Annotated in this window: 16 protein-coding genes; 12 read left to right on the forward strand and 4 right to left on the reverse strand. The window is 43.9% G+C overall.

What is annotated here, in order from left to right:
• The first annotated feature begins 24 nt into the window (after positions 1–24).
• The 8 genes from FAI41_06360 (at position 25) to FAI41_06395 (ending at position 12,434) form a co-directional block, all read left to right on the forward strand.
• Positions 25–375 (forward strand): hypothetical protein, encoded by a 351-nt coding sequence (locus tag FAI41_06360; protein ID QCE33246.1) that lies wholly within the window; start codon positions 25–27, stop codon positions 373–375.
• 276 nt (positions 376–651) lie between these two features.
• Positions 652–2,907, forward strand: coding sequence for a peptidase domain-containing ABC transporter (locus tag FAI41_06365; protein QCE33804.1), 2,256 nt, complete (start codon positions 652–654; stop codon positions 2,905–2,907).
• Positions 2,882–4,930 carry an HlyD family type I secretion periplasmic adaptor subunit gene (locus FAI41_06370; GenBank protein QCE33247.1) on the forward strand — a complete coding sequence of 683 codons (2,049 nt, stop codon included), beginning with the start codon at positions 2,882–2,884 and terminating at the stop codon, positions 4,928–4,930. The genes FAI41_06365 and FAI41_06370 overlap by 26 nt, the downstream gene beginning before the upstream one ends.
• Positions 4,931–4,956: 26 nt before the next feature.
• Positions 4,957–6,816, forward strand: a complete 1,860-nt coding sequence (locus FAI41_06375) for a sel1 repeat family protein (GenBank protein ID QCE33248.1) — start codon at positions 4,957–4,959, stop codon at positions 6,814–6,816.
• Positions 6,813–9,779 (forward strand): glycosyltransferase, encoded by a 2,967-nt coding sequence (locus tag FAI41_06380; protein QCE33249.1) that lies wholly within the window; start codon positions 6,813–6,815, stop codon positions 9,777–9,779. The genes FAI41_06375 and FAI41_06380 overlap by 4 nt, the downstream gene beginning before the upstream one ends.
• 89 nt (positions 9,780–9,868) lie before the next feature.
• On the forward strand, positions 9,869–10,735 hold the full coding sequence (locus FAI41_06385; protein QCE33250.1) for a hypothetical protein: 867 nt from the start codon (positions 9,869–9,871) through the stop codon (positions 10,733–10,735).
• A gap of 41 nt (positions 10,736–10,776) precedes the next feature.
• Complete coding sequence (locus tag FAI41_06390; protein QCE33251.1) at positions 10,777–11,997, forward strand: glycosyltransferase; 1,221 nt, start codon at positions 10,777–10,779, stop codon at positions 11,995–11,997.
• A 2-nt stretch (positions 11,998–11,999) separates the two neighbouring features.
• On the forward strand, positions 12,000–12,434 hold the full coding sequence (locus FAI41_06395; GenBank protein ID QCE33252.1) for a hypothetical protein: 435 nt from the start codon (positions 12,000–12,002) through the stop codon (positions 12,432–12,434).
• Here FAI41_06395 and FAI41_06400 read toward each other — a convergent pair.
• Complete coding sequence (locus tag FAI41_06400) at positions 12,431–13,636, reverse strand: class I SAM-dependent methyltransferase (protein QCE33253.1); 1,206 nt, start codon at positions 13,634–13,636, stop codon at positions 12,431–12,433. The two genes, FAI41_06395 and FAI41_06400, sit on opposite strands and share 4 nt — an antisense overlap.
• 136 nt (positions 13,637–13,772) lie before the next feature.
• Complete coding sequence (locus FAI41_06405) at positions 13,773–16,334, reverse strand: glycosyltransferase (GenBank protein ID QCE33254.1); 2,562 nt, start codon at positions 16,332–16,334, stop codon at positions 13,773–13,775.
• Positions 16,335–16,566: 232 nt separating this feature from the next.
• On the opposite strand from FAI41_06405, the gene pstC reads away from it, so the two are divergent.
• From pstC to phoU, 4 genes are read left to right on the forward strand one after another with little or no spacing between them, the layout of a single operon-like run.
• Positions 16,567–17,514: a phosphate ABC transporter permease subunit PstC gene (gene pstC / locus FAI41_06410; protein QCE33255.1), complete on the forward strand. Its 948-nt coding sequence runs from the start codon at positions 16,567–16,569 to the stop codon at positions 17,512–17,514.
• Positions 17,511–18,416 carry a phosphate ABC transporter permease PstA gene (gene pstA / locus FAI41_06415; protein QCE33256.1) on the forward strand — a complete coding sequence of 302 codons (906 nt, stop codon included), beginning with the start codon at positions 17,511–17,513 and terminating at the stop codon, positions 18,414–18,416. Before pstC ends, pstA begins: the two co-directional genes overlap by 4 nt.
• Positions 18,394–19,179 carry a phosphate ABC transporter ATP-binding protein PstB gene (gene pstB / locus FAI41_06420; protein ID QCE33257.1) on the forward strand — a complete coding sequence of 262 codons (786 nt, stop codon included), beginning with the start codon at positions 18,394–18,396 and terminating at the stop codon, positions 19,177–19,179. Before pstA ends, pstB begins: the two co-directional genes overlap by 23 nt.
• A gap of 42 nt (positions 19,180–19,221) precedes the next feature.
• On the forward strand, positions 19,222–19,989 hold the full coding sequence (gene phoU / locus FAI41_06425) for a phosphate signaling complex protein PhoU (protein ID QCE33258.1): 768 nt from the start codon (positions 19,222–19,224) through the stop codon (positions 19,987–19,989).
• 42 nt (positions 19,990–20,031) lie between these two features.
• On the opposite strand, the gene FAI41_06430 is transcribed toward phoU, so the two are convergent.
• Positions 20,032–21,417 carry an amino acid permease gene (locus FAI41_06430; GenBank protein ID QCE33259.1) on the reverse strand — a complete coding sequence of 462 codons (1,386 nt, stop codon included), beginning with the start codon at positions 21,415–21,417 and terminating at the stop codon, positions 20,032–20,034.
• Positions 21,418–21,453: 36 nt separating this feature from the next.
• Positions 21,454–22,959: an amino acid permease gene (locus FAI41_06435; protein ID QCE33805.1), complete on the reverse strand. Its 1,506-nt coding sequence runs from the start codon at positions 22,957–22,959 to the stop codon at positions 21,454–21,456.
• Between the last annotated feature and the right edge of the window lie 65 nt (positions 22,960–23,024).

Consider the following 23,024-nt stretch of genomic DNA (forward strand, 5'->3'; position numbering starts at 1 on the left):
CGTGAGTAAAGAGGTTAAAGTGAGATGAAAGAGAAATTAGAAAAAATGAATGGCGCTGTTCTTATTGTTTTGGCAGGGTTTATTTTCTCTCTCAGCGGCTGTTTGGCTGGGCACTCTAAAAAGATATCTGAGGCAGCACCATCCTCTATCGAAAAAGTGATACATATTATTTCAGTTTCTCCCCTTCCAGAAACAGCAAAAGAGAATGCAACACGTGTGGAGATCGCTTATCAAGACACAGATACGATGGCATTTGAGTTTTTTCAAGAGGACAAACGCCCTTGCGAATTTCATCCGGGTGAGGCAAATTTAATCATCGAAAAAGGGGAGCGATCTCTGATCTTACCAAATGCAATCTGTGCCTTATCTGAATGAAGTCTTCCGCCCAGAAGCGAGATAAGGTAGAGAGGAACTTCGTCATTTGATATGGATAGGGTGTCTTTGCATTAACATAATGCCTGAAATATTTTTAGCTAAAATGGTCATGTATTCTCTGAGGAAGGAAATCTGGTGACGTCTATACCGCCCGAAGATTCCAACAAGCAACCGGAAAATTCCGAGAATTCTTCTCAGGAAAACCAAAAGACCCAGACTTCTTTCGAGGAAAAGGCAGGGGAATTCGATCCTCTTAAAACACGTCTTCAAGCGGTGATGGCCGCTGCACGTTTCCATGGCGTTGTTCTTGATCCTTCTCTTTGCGCAAAACCTGAAGATGGCAAGCCTGTTTCGCCCGCTGCCTTAGCTTTGTGGGCAAGGGAAGGGGGCTGTGTTGCCAAGGCAATGCGTTTGCATGCGGATTATTTGCTCAATATGGGTAAAACACCGCCAATCGTTTTGATGTTCCGAGATGGCTCTGCCGCCCTTATGGTCGGAGGGAATCAGGAAAGAAAAGTTGTTTTACTTAGAGATCCTTGGGATGAACCCCGTTCAGAACCTGTTCCTGTGGATATTTTACGTTTAAATCGTTTGTGGAACGGTGACGTTTTATTGCTCAAACGGCGTGTGGATGAAACAGAGCGAGAAGCGCCTTTTGATTTGGATTGGTTTATAAAACTGGTTCTGCGCCAAAAAAAGGGTCTAAGAGATGTTTTAATTTCCTCTATGCTGATGAGCGTTTTACAGCTTTTTCCTGGCCTGATTGTGATGCAAGTTGCAGATCGTGTGGTAAATTATCATTCGATGGCAACTTTGGTGTCTTTAAGCACTTTTGTTATTGTGCTCTCCATTTATGAAGTTGTTTTGACACATGCGCGGCAAGAGCTTGTCTTGGGAATTACGACACGTTTGGACGCTAGAATTTCTATCTATGCCTACGAACGCCTTCTTTCATTACCTTTGGAATTTTATGAAAGAGAGCAGACGGGGGAAATTTTATCGAGATTTTCTCAGATTTTCGCCGTTCGAAACTTCATGACAGGCCCATTGCTCAATACTTTTTTAGATCTTTTTGTCCTTATTGTTATTCTGCCGGTTTTATTTTTTCTTAGCCCAACAATGGCCTGGCTTACGCTGATTGCCTCAGGGATAATCGGTGTGATTGCTTTATTGATGCTGCCTTATGCTTCTGCAGTGGAAAGCAATACCATTCGCGCAGAGATGAAGCGGAATGCTGTTTTGTATGAAACTGTTGCAGGGATTCGTACGGTTAAAACAATGGCCCTGGAATCTACTAGAAAATTCTTATGGGATGAAAAAAGCGCTGTCGTCGTTAAGTGGCGTCTTGCTGGTGGCCGGATGAGCAACTGGATTTCGACAGCCGTACAGCCTTTTAATATGTTTATTAATCGTGGGATCATTCTTGTCGGTGCTTATATCATTTTGACCAATGATAAAAGCGGCATGCAGACTGGGACGCTCATGGCTTTTATGATGTTGGGGGGACGTGTGGCCTCACCTTTAGTGAATCTGGCGCGTTTGACGGAGAATTTTAATGAGGTCAGAGTTGCCCTTTCTGAAGCCGGAGCCGTTTTAAATCAGCCAACAGAACTTAAAGAGTTGACATCTGGCCTTACGCCCAAAATTAAAGGGGAAATTCATTGTTTAGATGTCAATTTTTCCTATCCGGGGTCAACACGGAAGGCTTTAAATAATGTTAATTTCCATATCCCCGCTGGAACAATGTTAGGGCTAGTGGGTAAATCCGGTTCCGGGAAATCAACTATTACACGCTTACTTCAAGGGGTGAGCCGTGATTATACGGGCTTTTTGCGGCTGGATGGTATTGATTTGCGGGAAATTAATCTTACCCATTTGCGCCGTTCAGAAGGTTCAGTGCTGCAGGATAATTTTCTCTTTAGAGGGACGATCGCTGAAAATATCGTTGCAGGTCGTCCGGGCCTTACGATGGAAGATGTGATTAATGCCTGCCGTTTGGCAGAGGCTGAAGAGTTTATCGAAAGATTGCCAGCTGGCTATGAGACAATTATCGAGGAAGGTTCAACCAATATTTCCGGTGGTCAGCGTCAGCGCTTAGCAATTGCACGTGCCGTTGCTAATGATCCCAAATTGATGATTTTGGATGAGGCAACAAGTGCACTTGATCCGGAATCTGAAGCGATTGTGAATGCAAATCTGGAGCGTATCGCAAAAGGTCGTACGATGGTGATCGTTTCTCATCGCCTTTCTTCCTTGGTGCGCTGTGATTTGATCGCTGTTTTAGAGCAGGGACGCTTGGTCGATATTGCGCCTCATGCAACGCTGGTAGAGCGTTGCGAGATTTACCAATCTCTTTGGAATCAACAGAATGAGCATATGATTAGACAGCTGGAAGAGGCAATGGAGGCAAGTAATAAATCGGCTAAGGATAAAGAATTCATAAAAGAGGAAATAGAGGATTTAGAAGAGTCTCTAGATATGGATAAGGGGAAAAATAAAGCCTCTGATGAGAAAGATAATGGCGATGCGTGAAGGGCCTGAATCTCATTGGAAAACCAGCCGTTTTGAACGTTTTATAGCCTTTTTGCTTAAGCCATTTTCACCGTTGATACGGTTTATTTTAGGTGTCTCCGAAGAGGAAAGAAATGCAAGGCAGGCTGAAAAACGACGTAAAAAATCTCTTAGGGCAGAAAATAAAGCTGAAAAGATTGCGGAAAAAGCGCTGAAAAAAGCGCAGCTACAGCAAGGCAAAGCAGAAAAAAAATCCGCAGAAACAGTAAAACAGGCGGAAGAGCCGGAAGTGGCCTCGCCTGAACTTCCAGAATTTTTTGGCCCGCATCCGGCGCAAGAGCAAGAAGAACAAAAACAAGAAAAAACAACAGATCTTGAGGAAGAGGTAATTTCTCAACTCAATAAGACAGAGGCGGCATTAGATGCTGAGATTCCCTTAAAAGGGAAGGGGGCAGGGTTTTTTAAAACGATTGTTTTATATGCGACAGCGCCTATTGTTTTTTTGCGTTATGGCATCGGGAAAATTGGGGGAAAATCTTTTTTTTCTCATAATTTACGTAAAAATATTCAAGAAGACGGTTTCTTTGTCGGGAGTGTGCATTACTTTTCTGATTTGAGAAAAAAATCTAAAAAGAAGGCAGAGGAAAAGGCCAATAATCCCCGATATAAAGATCCTTTAGGTGCTGGGGATGAACCGTTAGAACTGTTAGAGTTCCGTTCTCCAACAGTTGCAATTGTAAATACGCCCTTACCGCCACTTGCACGTTATATTATTTGGGTCATGCTGGGGCTAATTGCCAGTATGTTGCTTGCGATGGTATTGTTGCCCATTAATAAAGTGGTTGTGCTTAAGGGGCGTTTAATTAGCAAACGGCCTATGATTCTGGTTCAGCCAACAGATCAAGGGATTGTGCTTGATATTAAAGTTCGTGTCGGCGATGTTGTTAAAAAAGGGCAACTTCTAGGGGTGATGGATCCACGTTTGACACAATCTGAACTGGTTGCAATGCGAGAAGAGCTTAAGATTTATCAGGCTCTTGTTGCACGTTTAAAGGCCGAGGTTGCTGATCGTCCTTATGTTCCTGATGAGTCAGATCCTGCTTCTTTGGAGCAGGGCAAAAACTATTTACATCGCCAAAAAGATTTTAGAGCAAAACTAGAAACGATAGATGAAACGATTGCAAGCCAGCAAACTACTTTGCAGGGGGCTGAAGCGTCAGCCGCTATGTATGGTAGTAAATTACGTATTGCTTTAGAGCTTTTGCGCATTCGTCAGGCAGAACAGCATCATGAGGTTGGCACACGTCTTGGAACCTTACAGGCGCAAGACGCTGTGATGGATACAGAGCGCCAGCTTATTGAGGCGCAAAAAGCGGCGAATAGTGCACGATCCGAATTAAAGGGGGAGCAAGCAAAACGAGAAAGCTTTTTGCAAAGCTGGAAGGCTGAGGCTTACAGTCTATTAGCCGAAACAGAGGTTAAGTTAGCAACGGCACAATCAAGCTATGATCAAGCACAAGTTAAGAATGAACTGGTTAATTTAAGAGCCCCTGAGGATGGTATCGTTCTCTCACAGGGAAAAATTGCTCGGGGAGCAACGCTGAGCGCAGGGATGCCTTTTATGACCTTGGTTCCGCTCAAGGGTGGGATAGAAATGGAAGGTTCAATGAAAGCCGAAGATGCTGGATATGTTAAAACAGGTGCGCATGCGATCATAAAATTCGTAAGCTTTCCATATGATGTCTATGGTGGCGCAGAAGGGAGTGTGTCTGTCATTAGTGCAGATTCCTTCTTACCGATGGAAGCCGTTAGTGAAAATACGCAGGAAGCCGTTTTGCCACCAGATGAAAAGGCTGCTCTTTTTTACCGTGTTAAGGTAAGCCTTGACCGTTATACTTTGCATGGAACACCAAAATTTTTCCATCCAGGCCCTGGGCAAGTTGTTACAGCAGATTTGGATGTTGGTAAGCGAACCATGATGCAATATTTCTTTGGTAATGTGAAAACAAATTTATCAGAAGGTATGCGGGAACCTTCAAATTAAACCCTTGCCACTTAAGAAGAAGGATTATGACCTCTTTATTTTTTAAAAACTCAGGTTCTAGAGCACTGCAAAAAAAACGTTCGCGCGCAGATCGGAAAATGATGCTTCGTGCAATGAAAATGCTTGAGGAACAAAAAGACACAGAGGCTTTTCCCCTTTTTTCTGTATTGGCAACGAAAGGGGATGCTGAAGCACAGTGGCACGTCGGTAAATTCTATCTTGCAGGGCAGGCTGTACCTTATTCCCTCGCCGATGGGGTTTATTGGGTACATCTTTCCGCACAGCAGGATTTTCCACCTGCTTGTTTAACGCTTGCACATCTTTATAAGGACGGTCTGCCGTCTTCTTTGGACTTATCGCAACACGATCAGGTACTTTCTGCCAGTCTCAACGATGAACGGGAAGCTAATTATGAAAAGGCGCAGTTTTGGGCAGAAAAAGCTGCAGAGGCAGGGGATGTCAATGCTCAGGCCTTTTTAGGATCTTTGCTCCGTAAAGCGGCACAGGCTGGTCAGGTAAAAGAAGAGCATCAAACTCAGGCCGTAAAATGGCTTCAGCGTTCGGTTGAAGGTGGGTCTGTGATTGGTAAATTAGAGCATGGCCGACAGATCTTGGAGGATGAAGGGTATTTGAAGCCGGTCGAAACATTGGCCGCTCCTCCTTTACCCACGGAGATATTTTATAAAGCTGTTTGTTATCTTGAGGAGGCTTTGGAGGAGGGCGCCATGGGGGCAGCACTGCTCCTTGGCTGGCTTCGTCTTCATGGCCCTGAGACTTTTAGAGATATTGGGAAGGCGATTTCCTTGCTGGAGAGCGTTGCGGAAAAGGGTTTTTCACAGGCGCAATACCGTCTTGGATTGCTATACATGCAGAATTATCCTGGAGCTTCCGCTGATTTTAAAAAGGCAGAAAAATGGTTAACGCAGGCTTTAAGGAGAGAAGTTGCTCCTGCAGGTTATACGCTTGGGCAGCTTTATGAAGTGATCCTACCGGAAGCAAAGCGTGATAAAGTTTTAGCCATGAAATTTTATCATGCGGCTGCGCTTTTAAAGGATGTTCCTGCCATTTTACGTCTGGCGCATTTGCTGGTTGAGGGGATTCCTGAGCGTGATATTAAGCCTGATTTGCGAAAAGGAGCCTTTTGGTTTTCACGTGCATCAGGCTTAGGAAATCAGGAGGCCCAAGTTGAATTTGGAAATCTTCTCCTTCATGGTGTGAGCGTGCCAAAGGAAGAAGGTGAGGCGTGGCGAGAGGGCTTAGAGCAGGAAGCGGAAAAAGGCTCCCATGAATCAGCGTATAATCTTGCGCTTTCTTATTTGGACGGCATTGGTGGAGAGAAGGAAGAGCATTTAGCCCGAAAATGGCTTGAGAAATCTGCCACTTTTTTCCCAGAAGCTGCTTATCAATATGGTAAAATGCTTTTTGAAGGAAAAGGGGGAGAACGGGATCTTGAAAAAGCACGTTATTTTTTTGAAAAATCGGCTGAAGCAGGTCAGATAGAAGGCTGTTTGGCTTTAGCGCAGATGTATCTGCTCATCGAAAATATGAAGGATCATCCTCGTGCATTGGCATTGTATCATCAAGCCGCAGAGGCCGGGAGCGCAGATGCAATGTTTTCTTTAGGTGCAATGTATGGTGGTGGGCATGATGTTCCGATGGATCGTTTTAAGGCGCGCTACTGGTTTGTTTTAGGGGCTGAAAAGGGGAATCCTTTAGCGCAATATATGGCCGGACGCTATTATTTGCGATCTTTGGGCGGTGAGCGTGACTTGGAAAAAGCGTATTTTTGGCTCAGCAAGGCCGCTGAAAAAGGGGTTAAGGAAGCACAGGAAAATTTATCTGCTCTTCAAAGAGAACTAAAACTCGTAAAGATGAGAGATAAATGACAGCGGATTTTCTTTTTAAGCCTGTAAAAGAGGAAGGGGCTCTCTATGGATGGGAGCCGGATTTTGAACGTCAAAAAGCTTTCAAAGAGAAAGTCACCGAACGTGCAAAAGCCTTATATGAACAAGGGTTGCAACGTTCAGAAAAGGGGGATTTGATCGGGGGATGGATGTCCCTTGGATATGCAAGCCGCCTGTTACCCCATGAACCACATTTTTCCTTTGCATATGCTTTGAGCTGTTTAAATGTAAAAGCATCTGATCTGGCTTTAAAAAGAATGACAGATCTTCTAAAGCAGTATGATTACCGTGGGGCGGCTTTTGGACGTGTTTCCGCATTATTCCAAATGCGGGATCTTTCAGGCGCTGTGGCGACGATGGCAGATTCTTTAGCGCGCTTTGCGATTGGACAGGATATTTGGGAGTTTGTTCTTTTTCTGGCGCAACAGGCTGATTATGCAGGAGGGGCCGGTTTCTCGTTGGAAGAGGGAAAGCTATGGCTTTCTGGAGCTGGGAAGGTCTCTTTACTTCTTGATGGACGCTTAATTCAGAAACTAACTTTGTCTGAAGGGCTTCAAAAATTTTCATTACCTTCCCATTGGAAAACAGCCGAGCGTTTGCGGATTAAAGGTGAAGGTAAGGGTTTTCTTGGGGCTGAGATTGATCTATTGGCCATGCGGCGTATGAAATCTTTAGCGTGGCACGAGCAGAATATTCTTTATGCATGGGTCGAATATCCAGCAGATCCTGATTTTACATCTATCCCTATCTGTGAGAGTCACAATCAGAAAAAAGAAATGAGAGAGGACTTTAAGGAAAATCCTCTTTTTTATCAGGGGCTTGGAAAGCCCAAAATGTATCATTTGCCGATAGCTTTTCAAGAGGGCTCTCGTTTCGAGATTAAGGATATTTTTCAGCGTGAGTTTTGGGGGAGTCCACTCTCACCCCCATTTTCTCAGGGGACTATCCCCCCAATGACTAAGGCACGTTCTGGAAGGCCGGGAGAAGGGCGAGATTTTGTTATTATCGTACCTGTTCATGGGAAAGAAATTTTTGTGAGACGAACGCTGGCTTCTCTCGTTAAAACTTTACCTCTCAATAAAGGCTTTCATTTTCAAGGTGAAATTCTTGTCGTTGATGATGCGAGTTCAGAAAAATCATTAAAACGTTACCTAACGAAGCTGGCAAAAGAAAAAAAAATTACCCTTTTGACGCACCAACAGCAAAAAGGTTTTGCGGTGAGTGTTAATCTTGCGTTGCAACATGCAGATGGCAGAGATGCTATTTTATTTAATAGTGACGCTGTGGCTTTCGGAAATTGGGCTGTGCGGCTTTTGACTCATTTGCGGCATAAAAATGCAGGAACAGTTACACCTTTTGGGAATAAAGCCGGACAGATGTCTTTCCCAGAGAAGCAGGATAGAGAAGTTTCGCCAGCAGAGGCGCATCGATTAGATCATTTATTCGCAGAAATCGGCAATTCTCAAAATCCTGTTGCGCTTGTGACAGGTAATGGTTTTTGTATGGGAATTTCTGCAGAATGTTTGGCACAAACAGGAGGCATTACCGAAGGTATTTTTGCTCAGGCCTATGGCGAAGAGGTTGATTTCTGCCTGCGAGCAACAAAAAAAGGCTTTAAACATTTTGCAGCAGAAAATGTGTATGTTTATCACGAAGGGCGAGGAAGTATTGGAGGCGCTGGGTCTGCGCTCTTTTTGAGAAATCAGGAAATTTTAAAAAAACGTCACCCTGCCTTTCCTTTGAAGGTGTGGAAATTTGAAGAGGCAAACCCTTTTGGCCGTTATCGACGACTTATTTCTGAAAGAATTTTACAAAAGAAAATGCGTCAGAGTGCGCCGGTTCTTATCGTAAGCCATGCGATCGGCGGCGGGGTGACACGTTATATTGCGCAGCGCTGTAAAAATTTAGAAAAAGAGCATAAAACACCGCTTTTACTTATTCCAACAAAAGAGGGATGCCGTTTGGGACTTGTGAATGAAGTCGGAGAAATTTCTTATAATGAGGCAACTTTTTCTTTTTCTTTGCCTGAGGAACAACTTTTACTCATCGCCGTCCTACGTCGTTTAAAAATTACAGAGGTTGAGTATCATAATTTTGTTGGACATTCACGATCCATTCGTAAACTGGCAGAGCAATTGGAAATTTCCCCAACTATTTTTGTCCATGATCATGCCACTTTTTGTCCGCATATTACTCTGATCGGCGAAAATGACCATTATTGTGGTGAGCCTGATGTAAAATCGTGCCAAAAATGTACCGTTAAACGCTTTCAGAAAATTCATAAAGGCGGCATAGAGGAAGGGTCTTCGCCAGATGTTTCAAAATTTTTAGCCGAAAATCTTACAGAGATGAAAAAGGCTAAAAGGATTTTGACACCATCGAGAGATTCCGCACAACGATTAAAGCGCCATTTTCCCGAAATTACACCGGAAGTATTCTCGCCTGAAAATACGCTAACGCTTTTTCAGAAAAATTTTTATAAAAGGCGGCAACATCAACACCGTCCGTCAAAACATATCTGGAGGGTAGGGATTGTCGGGGCTTTGAGTGTTTGGAAAGGTGCCTTAATTTTAGAAAAAATTGCTCTGGAGGTGCAAAAACTTTCTTTACCGATACAATTTTTTCTTATTGGCCATGCTATCAATGAAAAAGCTTTGGAAAGTGCCGGAGTCGAGATTACAGGCGTTTTTGCGGAGGATGAAATCAAAACGTTACTTGCTACACTTGATTTGGATGCCGTCTTACTGCCATCTATTGCCCCAGAAACATGGGGATATGCTTTTAGCCATGTTGTTGAAGCTGGACTTTTTACCTTTTGTTTTGATATTGGAAGCGTTGCGGAAAGAGTTCGTCTTTTGGGGGAAGAGGCCGGATTTGTGATTCCCTTGGCTTTTCCACCAGGGCGTATCGGGCAGTTTTTAATTCAAAAGCTGTCCTGCAGATGATTACTTTGAGTTGTCACTCATTGGATTTTTTTTGTATGATATTTTGTCGCTCTTCTACATTTTTTAACCTTCGTTTTTAGGATCTTCGTTTGCCTGATAAAGCTTCTTCTATGCTCATAGGTGAGCTCAAAGTGCGTGCCCATGTTATGACATTGGGAAGCGGTGTTTACTGCCTTTTTCTCGCAAAAGATAAAGGAATTCTTTCTTCAAAAGAATTTCCGGCTGTTAAAGTTTCCCTTGCTCCGGGGGAAAGGGGAGAGAGTGACAATGTTTCTATCTCTTCCTTTGACAATGAGGGCTGGCTGAATGAAGAGACTTCAGCGCTTCTGGTCAAGGTGAAAACCGGTCCTGCGAAGATCTTAGTTTCCTTTTATGATGAGATGGAATCCGATGCCGCTTTGCCGCGTTTGCAGCTTCTGCAAGTCGGTGGAGAGGAAGAACAAAAAAACGATCTTTTAGGGACAAAAACACGACGTGAAGAGGATTTTAAAGAGGGGCATCTTTTAGCGCACATCCAGGAACAAGGGGATGTGCTTCAGCCGATTTCTGACTGGATAGGTGAGATCGGGAATAATCTTTGGATTGAGGGGTTTAAAATTGCGGTTCCGCCGCCCCTTAAACCGCAAGATTTGGAGTATCAAGCTGTTTTAGGAAAAGGTTGGCTTTCGCCGTGGGTTGAAGGCGGCGAGTTTTGCGGATCTCGTGGTATGTCTTTGCCGCTTCTTGGTTTGAAAGTTCGTTTATGTGGCGAGATTGCACAGAAATGGGAGCTGAAGATAGAGGCCGCTTTTACAGACGGTTTTCGGATTGATAATCTTCAAGAACGTGAGTTAACCTTAGAATCACCTGATCATGCGCCTTTAGAGGCTTTTAAGATTACTTTCGAGGAAAAATCTCAGAAAAAAACGGTTAAAAAAGCATCTTCACGGTCTAAAAAATCAGAGAAGAAAAAATGATTTTTCAAACAGATATTCTTTGTAAGAAATAAATTTTTTAGATGCGATATCTTTTTGTTCACCAAAGTTTCCCTGGGCAGTATCTGCATTATATTAAGTGGTTACGTGCCCGTGGGCACGAGGTTGTTTTTATTACATCCGCTCCAAGAAGCAATTTTTTGCCCGATGTGCGCAGGATACAATATGTACAGCCGCCGCCTATGAAAGGTTTACATTCCGGCGTAGCGGATCTGAATCAGGCTGCTTTGAGAGCAGAAGCCGTTGCACAAGCCGCACGATCTCTTAAAAAACTTGGCTATATGCCGGATATTATTATTGGACATCATGGGTGGGGTGAACTGCTTAATCTAAAAGATGTTTTTCCAGATTCCCCTATTCTAGGTTATTTTGAGTTTTACTACGCAGCGCAAGGATTAGATGTCGGTTTTGATCCAGAATTTTTATCGCATGAAGCGCTTGCAGGACAGGTGCGTTTAAAAAATTCGGTGAATTTACAGGCACTTGCTTTGGAGCAATATGGACAAACACCGACTTTGTTTCAGCGAAATACTTATCCGCCACTCTTTCGAAAAAAAATTGCCCTTGTTTCAGAAGGGGTCGATTTAGAGAAATGTAAACCTGATTCTGAAAAGATGGGCTCTAGCTGGTCTTTTGAAGAGACGCATATTAAAAAAAATGTTCCTTTAGTGACCTATATTTCCCGTAACCTAGAGCCTTATCGGGGATTTCATAGCTTTATGCGGGCACTCCCAACGATTCTCTCTCAAAATGCACAATGCGAGGTAGTGATTGTCGGAGGAAATGGGGTGAGCTATGGCGCATTACCGCCAGAGGGTGGCGGATGGAAACAGCGCCTTTTACGGGAGATCGGTGGACTTATCGACATTAAGCGTGTTCATTTTATCGAATATCTTCCTTATAAATTCTTTGTTACGCTTCTCCAGCGTTCTTGGGCGCATATTTATTTAACCTATCCTTTTGTTCTTTCATGGTCTTTGAGAGAGGCGATGGCAATTGGTTGTCCAATTGTTGCAAGTGATACAGCCCCTGTGAAAGAGTTTTTAACCGATAGTGTTAATGCCCGTTTGGTGCCTTTTTTAGCGCCAAAAGAAATTGCGGATAAGGTTCTTGAGTTACTCGAAGACAGAGAGCAGGCTTATGGGCTGGGTTTGGCTGCACGGAGAGAGGCGGAAGCAAAAATGGAGATGAATCTCTGTTTGAATTTGTATAATGAGCTTATCAATAAGATTGCGAGAAAATAGAAATGCTTCAGAATGATGACGATTTTGTCCTTTTTGCCCAAGAAAGCAGTTTGCCGCAGGAATTGGCAAATTTTTTAAAAGAGTGGGTTGTTCAGCGTCAAGAGGGTAAGAAGCCTTCAGCTTTGACACAAGAAGAGATTAATCATCTATCCTTTTTATCCGTCAGTTGTTTGCGTCAAAGAGCTTTAGGCGAAAAAAATACAGGTTCATGGTCTCCTTTACTGCCCTTGCTTGAAAATTGGGTTGTTCAACGCCGAAAAGGGGAGCTGCCAACAAAAATAACGGTTCAAGATTGTCAGGATCTTGTACGCTTAGTGCTTAAAGCCTTAATTACTCCGATTTATATTGAGCAAAAGTCGGAGAATGCTCTTTTAGAGAATAAAGAGGTAGAAGATCCTCTTTTTTTCCTAAGAGAACATCTCTCCCAAGGCCTTTAATCTTTGAGATAGTCCCGTGTAAGTGGAAGCGTTTCAAGCTGATTACTCAACTGAATCTGGAAATTCATGTGATCCTGTACCCGAAAGGCCAGTTCTGCGGAGGTAAGGTAGAAACGGAACATGCGGACAAATTTCTCATCAAACATTTTTTTGATTTCTGCTTGATTAGCTTCAAAACGTTGGCGCCAATGTTTGATTGTTTCTGCGTAATGGAGACGTAGAATTTCACAATCTGTCACCCATAATTTAGAATTTTCAACGGCTTGAAAAACCTCACTCAGCGCGGGGCTGTAGCCACCCGGAAAAATATAGCGTGCAATCCAAGGATTCGTGGCGTAAGGGCCGTCTTTACGGCCAATCGAATGAATGAGGGCAACCCCTTTGGTTTTTAAGAGGCGTTTTACACCCGAAAAAAATTCTTCATATTGTGATTTTCCGACATGTTCAAGCATACCGACAGAAACAATGCGATCAAATTTTTGATGGAGAGAACGGTAATCAGAGAGTTTAAAATCAACAAGATGGGATAATCCTGCTTTTTCAACACGCTTTTGGGCAATGGAGAGCTGTTCTTTTGAAAGCGTTATGCCGGTCACTTTAACGCCGTAATCTTTTGCTAAGGTGATAGCTAACCCTCCCCAGCCACATCCAATATCTAAAACGTGAAGATTTTTAGACGTTAAAGCAAGCTTTTGAGCAATATGTTTTTTCTTAGCAATTTGCGCTTCTTCGAGACTTTCTTTCCCCGTTTTGAAATAGGCGCAAGAATATTGGAGATCTTTATCTAAGAAGAGACGGTAAAGATTATGATTGATATCGTAATGATGGGAAATATTCTTTTTTGATTTTTGAAGGTTATTCCGTAGAAAAGAGGGTTTCAAATGATGCAAAAACCGTCCCAGCCCTCTGAGAAGGCGGTCGCTGAAAAGGGTGCCTTTTTCAATATTGAATAAGAAAAGATGCAGAACAGATTCTAAGTCATTCTTTTGAGGCACAATTTCCCCTGACATATATTTTTCGCCAAAAGAAAGGGCAGGGTTAAAGAGTAAAGCACGTTCTGCCGCTGGTGTACGGAGGGATAATCCTGCATGGATGCCGGGATATTTCCCTTTATAATGTTTTTTGCTCCCATCGCTGTATATGACATCAAGAGAGCCATATTGAACAACATACCGAAAGACATAATGAAGAAGCTTATTCATTTTGAAAGACCTTAAGATAAAGGGATCATGCTTTTAGGAGATAGAAAGGATCTTTCTTTTTACAAGCGAAGAACTTGCTATGAGAATGAAATTATTTTTCACTTACAGTCTTTAGGATGGGGGTAAAGAGTGTTTTTTAAAAAGAATTAGGTTTTTTTAACTGATGAAAAGTATCTCCCTCTAAAATAAAGTTTTTAGGATAGAAGGGGTCTTGTTGAAAAAAGGCAACTTCTCCCCAGCGGTCAAGGAGAGACTGACTTTCTTGAAAAAGTCTGCGTTCATTTTGGTTTATTTCATCACTGCCACGGCTAAAGCTTTCATGATGAATGGCTGTCGCATCTGCACAATAATAAATATGATAGCCGTGTGCCCGGAGGCGTAAGCAGAAATCAACATCATTGTAAGCAATCGGAAAATGTTGCTCATCGAATTCTCCAATTTCGACAAAAAGATTTTTTGATGTGAGGAGGGCTGCACCTGTTACTGCAGAAACTTCCTGGCTGAGTCCTGCGCGCGCCATATAGCCAAGATCCTTGTCGTCTCGTCCCCTATGCATGTGAACAGCAATGGCCTGAGGAGAGACGGCAACACCGCCATGCTGTATGCGTTTTGACGGATAGAGGAGACGTGCCCCAATGGCTCCGGCTTTTGGGAGGTTAAGTATTTCGCCCATCATATTTGAGAGAAAATCTTTTTGCCTGACTTCGACATCATTATTGAGAAATAATAAATATTCACTCTGTGCTTCTTGGGCCGCCAGATTATTAAGGCGGGAAAAATTAAATTCCTCTTCAATGCGTAAGATAGAAACTTTTTTATTTTGAGAGAGTCTTTTAAGCATTTGATGCGTTTCGGCTTCAACAGACCAATTATCAATCAATAAAATTGAAAAATTGCTGTATGACTGCTTTTTGAGGAGAGAGGAGACACATCTCTCTGTCATTTTGCTTTGATCTCTAAAGGGAATAATGATGGTGACAGAAGGTATTTTTTGGGGAAGCGTCCATTTGGTTTTATAAAGCGTGATTTTTGGTATTGGCGCAACCGTTGCGTTTAATCCCTGCCTTTCAAAATGATGTCGCACAGCTTTGGCGCCATTATTTTTGGCATATTTTTTATTTTCTGAAGATAAAGCAGTTGAGTTCGGGGTCTGCCGCCAGTGGTAGAGAATCTCCGGCACATGCGCAAAACCATCTGGAGAGGCTTCATAAGCTTTCAGCAATAAAGCATGATCTTGTGCCCCATCGTAAATTTTTTCAAAGCCGCCAATCTTTTGTAAAAGAGAACGACGATACATCGTTAAATGGCAAATATAATTACAGCCTAAAAGATAGCGATAGTTAAAATCGGGTTTGAAATGTGGGGCGTGTAAAACACCTGTTAAGCTAATTTTATCTTCATCAGAATAGAGAATTTCTGCACCTGTTTTAAGCGCAGCACGCAACATGACTTCACAAGCATTTGGATCAAGGAGATCATCGTGGTCGAGAAAGAGAATATATTCCCCCGTTGCATTTTCGAGGGCTTTGTTCGTGGCCTTTGCGATCCCTTGTGCTTTTGAAAGCGATAAAAGTGTCAGCCGTGAATCTTCTTTTTGAATGTCTTTGACGATATTTTGTATATTAGCATTTTGCGGCCCATCAAAAACAAGGATCAGGTTCCAATTTTGATAGGTTTGATTTTGAACGGATCGAATAGCTTCTAAAAAATGCTCTTTATCAGGATGGAAGACGGGGCAAATAATGGACAGAAGCGTTTCTGTACTTAGGGGAGCTTGCCGCTGCTGTTGCTTTACACGTGTGGTGAGTGATTTTTGATAATAGCGGTGCCATCGATCATATTCTTCAATAGAGAATTTATGTGTATGCGGCATTAGGGAGAGAGTTTCACGTCTAAGCTGTGTCAGCTGTTGCTGCAGCATATCAAGCATATTATTTAGGCCTGCGAGCCGTGTTGCAATGCCGTCGTCACTGTATTTTGAACGAATGGGGCTGCCAGAAACAGGTATTTTTTGAGGGAGAATGGAAACACTGAACTCGTGGTAAGCGCCATCTCGGAGAGAAGCCGGCAGAGGATAGTTAAAGCCACAGGCTTGATCTGGTTCCGATGTAGAAAAATTATCCTGCTTTAGACTTTGCGAGACATCCGCGCGCTGACGGTCTGCTCGGAGACGGGCAAGCGGACGGCCATCTATATGGATATCAACGACCAGTTGGCCTTTCCATTTTCCATAACGGCCTGTTCGCTGTACAGCCCATCCTCTCAGATGGCCGTCATGGAGACCTTCGAAATAGGATCTGGTTTCGGTCTCTTCTTTCCCATTGAAAATCCATTCTGGTAAAAGCGGTTCATGAGAGGGAGGAGCATCAAAAAAATAAGCTGGGAAAGGAAGGATAGAGCGATCTGGAAAACGTAGAGAGATCCATCTTGTTTTGCCATCAAAGAATTTTTTAGGCACTTCCCAGTGAAAGCCAATATTCGGATTTGTATGTTGATAGCGTAAAGCTTCTTCCGGGCGGGGAAGGTTACAGGCAACCCGTTCAATTTCCTGTCCGTCAACTAAAATATGGATCCATGTCTCTTCAGAGCCTCTTGGTACAGCTCTACGATGCGAGATGGCCCAACCTTCGATAACGCCATGGGAAAGATGTGTGATCTGGCCATGGAAGAGATTGGAAAAAGATGTAGGTGTCGCCACAGAAAATTTCCTCGTAAATGATGTCTCTTTTATACAATATACCCGATGTCTTTAGAGATAGCCATTTGCATTCTGAGGCGAGGAGAGGTAAAGGAAGGAAAACAAGGCGTCTTGGTCGGGGGAAACAAGTCGCTTTTTTGACAATTTATCTCTTTCGTGAACTTATGAGGCAGACGTTGCAACACGCAGCCCCTTCCGTAGAAACAGCTTTTAGCCGAATGTTTCTGCAAGGATGAGTACAATAACATCCCGTCAGAGAAAGCGGAAATGGTTAGACCGTTTTTTCAATTTTCTTTTTGTGTCTTCTGCCGCCTTAACTTTGGCGGCCTTAGGTGCGCTTGTATTCCTTATTGGCAATGGAGGCCGGCAGGCTTTTGCTGATTTTGGCCCTGCCTTTTTAGTCAGTAATATTTGGAACCCCGTTACACAGCAATATGGTGCGTTGGCGCCCCTTTGGGGAAGTATTATCAGCAGTCTGATTGCGATTTGCTTAGCTTTTCCACTTTCGTTTGGTGCTTCTTTTTGGATCGTTTCAATCCTGCCTGTAAAATGGTCTCGACCCGTTGCGGCAATGATTCAAATACTTGCAGGCGTTCCCTCCATTATTTTTGGGATGTGGGGCTTTTTTACAATTGTTCCCTTTGTGGCTTCTATCCAGCCTTATTTGAATCATTTTTCTCAGAAAATACCGGGACTTTCCTATCTTATCCATCCACTTTTCTCCGGTGCGCCTTTCGGAACGGGTTTGATGACAGCAGGCATTGTGCTCGCCATTATGATCGCCCCCTTTATGACGGCAGTGATGGTGGATTTGATGCGGGCAATTCCACCAATGCTGAAGGAAAGCGCTTATGGGTTAGGTGCTGGACGTTGGGAAGTTATGACAAAAGTGGTTGTGCCTTGGGCACGTAATGGCATGATAAGCGCAACGATGTTGGGCGTTGGACGTGCCTTGGGAGAAACGATGGCCGTGACTTTTGTCATCGGGGACGTCGTTTCAATGGGATGGTCGCTTTTTGCCCCTCGAAGTACCGTTGCTTCTTTAATCGCTTTGCAATTTCCAGAGAGTCCTTCGGGTTCTATTCGTCTTTCTGCCCTGATGGCTTTGGGATTCATTCTTTTATCTTTATCTGCCGTAACCCTTCTTTTGGCACGTTTTTGCCATAGGAGAGAAAAATGAGTGAGCAAAAGATACTTCCTGCAAAGGAAGCGAAGCTTTCTGTAAGTTGGGAAGGCGGAAAACGTGCTTCCCGGCGGCGTTGGAAAGATCGTTTCGCAACTGTTTTCGCCTATGGTATGGGGATCATTCTGCTTGCCTGCGTGATTTCTATTTTTTGGAATTTACTTGCACAAGGGTTGCCGGGTTTAAAAGCGATTACTTTTACCCATGCGCAAGGCGCACCGGGGAGTAGTGGCGGTCTTGGAAATGCCATTGTCGGAAGTTTGATTCAAACGGGACTTGGCATGTTGATTGCCGGGCCTTTGGGACTCTTTTGCGGAATTTACTTGGCCGCCTATGGTGGGCCTAAAAATCATTTTGCAACTTCTGTTCGTTTTGTTTCTGACATGTTGATGTCGGTGCCTTCGATTTTAGCCGGTCTTTTTATTTATCAGCTCTTGGTTGCGCCATTTGCGCATTTTTCGGCCTTTGCAGGTTCTGTTTCCTTGGCTGTGCTGAGTATGCCGCTGGTTATTCGTTCGACAGAAGATATGCTTTCACTCGTACCCGCAGGAATGCGAGAGGCTGCTTATGCTTTAGGTGCGCCACGTTGGAAAGTTATTTGGACAATTTGGGTTAGAGCCGCCCGGGGCGGAATTGTTACAGGAATGCTTTTGGCGCTCGCCCGTATGGGGGGAGAAACAGCGCCGCTTCTTTTTACCTCTATGGGCAATCCAAATTGGTCGTTTGATTTAAATAAACCGATGGCAAGTTTACCCGTGGCAATTTATCAATATGCAGGCTCATCTTATTCTGATTGGGTGGGACTTGCATGGACAGGGGCACTTTTAGTGACATTGGGCGTATTAGGTATAAATTTAATAGTTCGTGGGTTGGCTCATGGGCTTCAAGGAAGGAAGTAATTCGTTGTTAACGCCAGCTGTAAAAGTTAGAAATCTTAATTTTTATTACGGTGCTCATCAGGCATTACACGGTATTTCTATGGATTTCCCGAGAAGGTCTGTTACAGCGCTTATCGGTCCGAGTGGATGCGGAAAATCAACTTTTTTAAGAACTTTTAATCGTATCTACGATCTTTATCCTGAGCAAAGAGCAACAGGGGAAATCATTTTTGACGGACGCAATATCTTAGATCGGGATATTGATGTAGATGTTTTGCGAAGTCGTGTTGGGATGGTTTTTCAAAAACCGACCCCGTTCCCGATGTCTATTTTTGATAATGTAGCCTTTGGTGTGCGTTTGCATGAAAAACTTTCCCATGCAGCCTTGGAGGCACGGGTAAAAGATGCCTTAGAGCGTGTTGCACTATGGCCAGAGGTGCAGGATCGTTTAAATGCGCCAGCAACAGGGATGTCCGGTGGGCAGCAGCAGCGTCTTTGCATTGCCCGTTCGATTGCGACAAGATCAGAACTTTTATTATTAGATGAGCCGACATCGGCTCTTGATCCCATTTCAACTGCCCGTATTGAAGAATTAATTGACGAGTTAAAGAGTGATTTTACGATTGCGATCGTAACGCATAACATGCAGCAGGCCGCGCGCTGTGCTGACCGTGTCGCCTTTTTCTATATGGGACATTTGGTGGAAGTAGATCGTGCAGATAAAATTTTTACGAATCCTACCCAGCAGCAAACACAGGATTATATTACAGGTCGCTTTGGCTAATGTTCATTTTTAGCTAGAATGCGGGAAATGGAGGAAAAAACGATGAATGCTGGACGTGCACATATCGTAAAGAGTTATCAACAGGAATTAGACTACCTCCGTGCCCTTATGGCAGATATGGGCCGGCAGGTTGAGCAACAGTTTGATTTGGCCATGCGTGCCATTTTAGATGGTGATAATGAAGCCGCTGACGAAGCGACGGCAATGGATCGAGATGTCGATGAAATGGAGCGTGAGGTCGAGAGTCTTGCTATTCGTCTTTTGGCCTTGCGTAGTCCATTTGGCGCAGATTTGCGGGAAACAATCGCCGCCTTGAAAATCACGGATGGTTTAGAGAGAATGGGGGATTATGCTGCCTCTATTGCACGCCGTTCGAGATCTGTCGGGGAGGCAAGAGGAAAAATTTCTCTTTCCGGTTTGCGTTCTATGGGAAGTTTGGTTCAAGAGAATCTTCAACGTATGATTCATGCGATGAAAACCCAAGATCCGAATGAGGCCTTGGCCTTGTGGTATGCCGATGATGCGGTAGATGAATCTTATACGACTTTTTTCCGTGAATTGGTGACGTATATGATTGAGGAGCCTCGTAATATACGTCCTTGCACGGAACTGCTTTTTATTGCCAAAAATTTAGAACGTATTGGCGATCATGCGGGCAATATTGCAGAGCGTATTTTTTATGCGGCAACGGGAACAAGTCTTTTACAACAAAAGCAAAGGCGGCCTAAATCGGGCTGGAATAGCAAAAAGAAAATTGTTGAAGATGTTGATGCAGAGGTCAGCGAAGACGAAAAATCAAACCAAACATAATGTTTGAAAATTTTAAAAGATGAGATTGAAAATCCGCTCCCGTTAAAGGGAAGCGGATTTTTTTTTATGTTTGAGAATGATATGCCAGCTGAGATACATGCCGATGGCTAAGATTGGCAGGGCAGCAAGGGTAATGGTGCCATTTGGATAATCAAAACCGATACTAATAACGATAAAGCCGAGAAAGCCAAGCGTTAAATAATTGGTAAGAGGGGAGCCTGGCATTGGATATTCGGTTTTTTGAATTTTTCCAGAAGTGATCGCACGATGCAGACTGATATTACAAAGTAAAATTGTTGCCCACGCACCAATGACCCCAACGGCAGCAACACCCAGCGCTAATTCAAAAACATAATTAGGAATGAGATAGTTTAAAAACACCCCAATAAGATAAAAACAGAGTGTCACGCCAATGGCAATGAAAGGAATGCGTGCTTTGGAACTAAGTTTTAAGAAAGATTTAGGCGCCGCACCCGTTTCCGCAAGGGCACGTAAAATGCGGCTTGTGGAGTAGAGGCAGGAGTTAAGACTAGAGAAAGCGGCCATGAGAACAACGATATTCATAATATCGGCAATCATGGGCACGCCGAGCGTTTTGAGGAAAGTCACAAAGGGGCTTTCCGAGGCCATATAATGATCAAAAGGGAGAAGAAGGGCTAAAAGAGCGATTGACCCGACATAGAAAAAAAGAATGCGCCAGATAACGCCATTGATCGCTTTGGGCACAACCTCACGAGGATTGGCACATTCACTGGCTGCGATACCGATAAATTCACTGGAGGCATAGGCAAAAATTACGCCTTGAAGGAGGAAAATCGGCGCTCCCCAGCCATGTGGAAAAAAACCGCCATGGGCGGTAATCATTGGGATACCGACAGATTGGTGACTATGAAAAAAGGCATGGGCAAGAACAACGCCGCCAATCGCCAGAAAGAGTGCTAGCGAACCAACTTTAATAAGGGCTAGCCAAAATTCAACCTCACCGAAATATTTAACACCGATAAAGTTAAGCGCCCCTACAAGGCATAAGGCAGCAAGGGCGATCATCCATTGGGGGAGAAATTGAAAAATTGGCCAATAATGAAGAAAAACAGCAACAGCTGTAATATCAACGATCCCTGTTAAAAGGAGATTAAGGGCATAAAACCATCCCATAGCATAGGCTGCGCCAGAGCCTAAAAACTCCTGAGCGTAAGAAACAAAGCTCCCACTGGCGGGACGATAAACAACCAGTTCACCGAGCGCCCGTAAAATCATAAAAACGCAGAGGCCACAGAGGGCATAAGCAAAAATAAGAGAAGGACCTGCAGTGTGAAGACGCAGGCCAGCTCCTAAAAAGAGACCAGTTCCAATCGTTCCGCCAAGCGCAATCATACGAATATGACGTTCAGAAAGGTCTTTTCGATATCCTTTTTTCGTTGCTGTCATATTTACAACCTTTTTCTACTCTTTTTCGATACTGTCTTATTGCTCTGGATTTTGCATGTTTTTTTGTTTGTTTTTGCGGACAAACTGCCAGCCAATAAAGAGCAAAACTGCAAAAATAGGCAAGGCTGCAACACTGAAGGTTCCAGATGGATAGTCAAAAGCCATCATCACTAAAATACTTGCGAGAAAGGCAAGGGCAATCCAGCCGCTATAGGGTGCGAAAGGCATAGGGAAGCCAGTTGGGGCGATCCGCCCTTCTTTGATTTCTTTGAAAAGACGTAATTGGCACAGTAAAATGGTTGCCCAAACGCCCAAGAAGCCAATGGAGGCAACACCGAGTGCCAGTTCAAAAACTTGTGAGGGGATAAAGAAATTTAAGCCGACCCCAATGATATAAACACCGACAGTCGCTAAAATGCCGACATAAGGGACTTTTTGCTTGCTTAAACGGCTAAGGATTTTGGGGGCTGAACCTGAAAGAGAGAGGGCACGTAACACACGACCTGTCGAGTAAAGGCCAGAATTAAGGGAAGAGAGTGCCGCTGTAATCACAACAAGATTCATAATGGTTGCGGTGCCGCCCACCCCGATGGAGGAGAAAAAAGTGACGAAAGGGCTCTCGCCTGCTTTATAAGCGCTCCAAGGAAGGACTAAGGCCAAAAGAGCAATGGAGCCAACATAAAAAATGGTGATGCGCCAGATAATACTATTGACGGCTTTAGGCACGATTTTTCGAGGCTCGGCACATTCTCCCGCAGTCACACCAATCAATTCTGTTGCCGCATACGCAAAAATAACGCCTTGGATCAGTAGAATGGCAGGTAAAAAACCATGGGGGAAAAAGCCACCATGCTGTGCGACCATGTGAACACCGGGGGTAATCGTCTCCACATGACCGGCAATATTTGTATGTAAGTGAATGCCGAAGGCAAGCACGGAAATCCCGACGACAAGAAAGACGATGATGGAGGCAACTTTAATGAGAGAGAGCCAAAACTCCATTTCACCAAAATATCTTACCCCCACAAGATTAGAGGCCATCACAATGCAAAGAGCGGCTAAAGCAATTGTCCATTGTGGAATAAATTGAAAGCTGGCCCAGTAATGAACAAAAAGCGCAACAGCACTAATATCTGCGATTCCTGTGAGTGCCCAGTTTAGGCAAAAAAACCATCCAGCCGTGTAGGCAGCGCCTTCTCCCAGAAATTCTCTTGCATATGTTACAAAACTGCCAGAACTAGGGCGGTACATAACAAGCTGGCCAACGGCACGTAAAATCATAAAGGCGCACAGACCGCATAATGCGTAAACCACGATCAGGGAAGGGCCGACTTGGTTAAGGCGTACACCGGCCCCCATAAAAAGGCCCGTTCCAATCGCCCCGCCGATGGCCATCATGTTCATATGGCGTTCAGAGAGTGATTTATTATATCCCTCATCATGCAAAGGAAGATTTTCGGGGGAGGTCGGGTCCGCAGAGGCCGCTTTATCCGCAAGTTTTTTTTGAGCTTTTAGTATGTTTTTGTCAGCATTATCGGTCATCAAACGAAAACTAATTTCCTTTCAGGTTTAGGTTGAGTGTTGCCGATGCTGCGCAATAGTAAGGA

This window comes from Acetobacteraceae bacterium (assembly GCA_004843165.1).
Taxonomy (GTDB): Bacteria; Pseudomonadota; Alphaproteobacteria; order Acetobacterales; family Acetobacteraceae.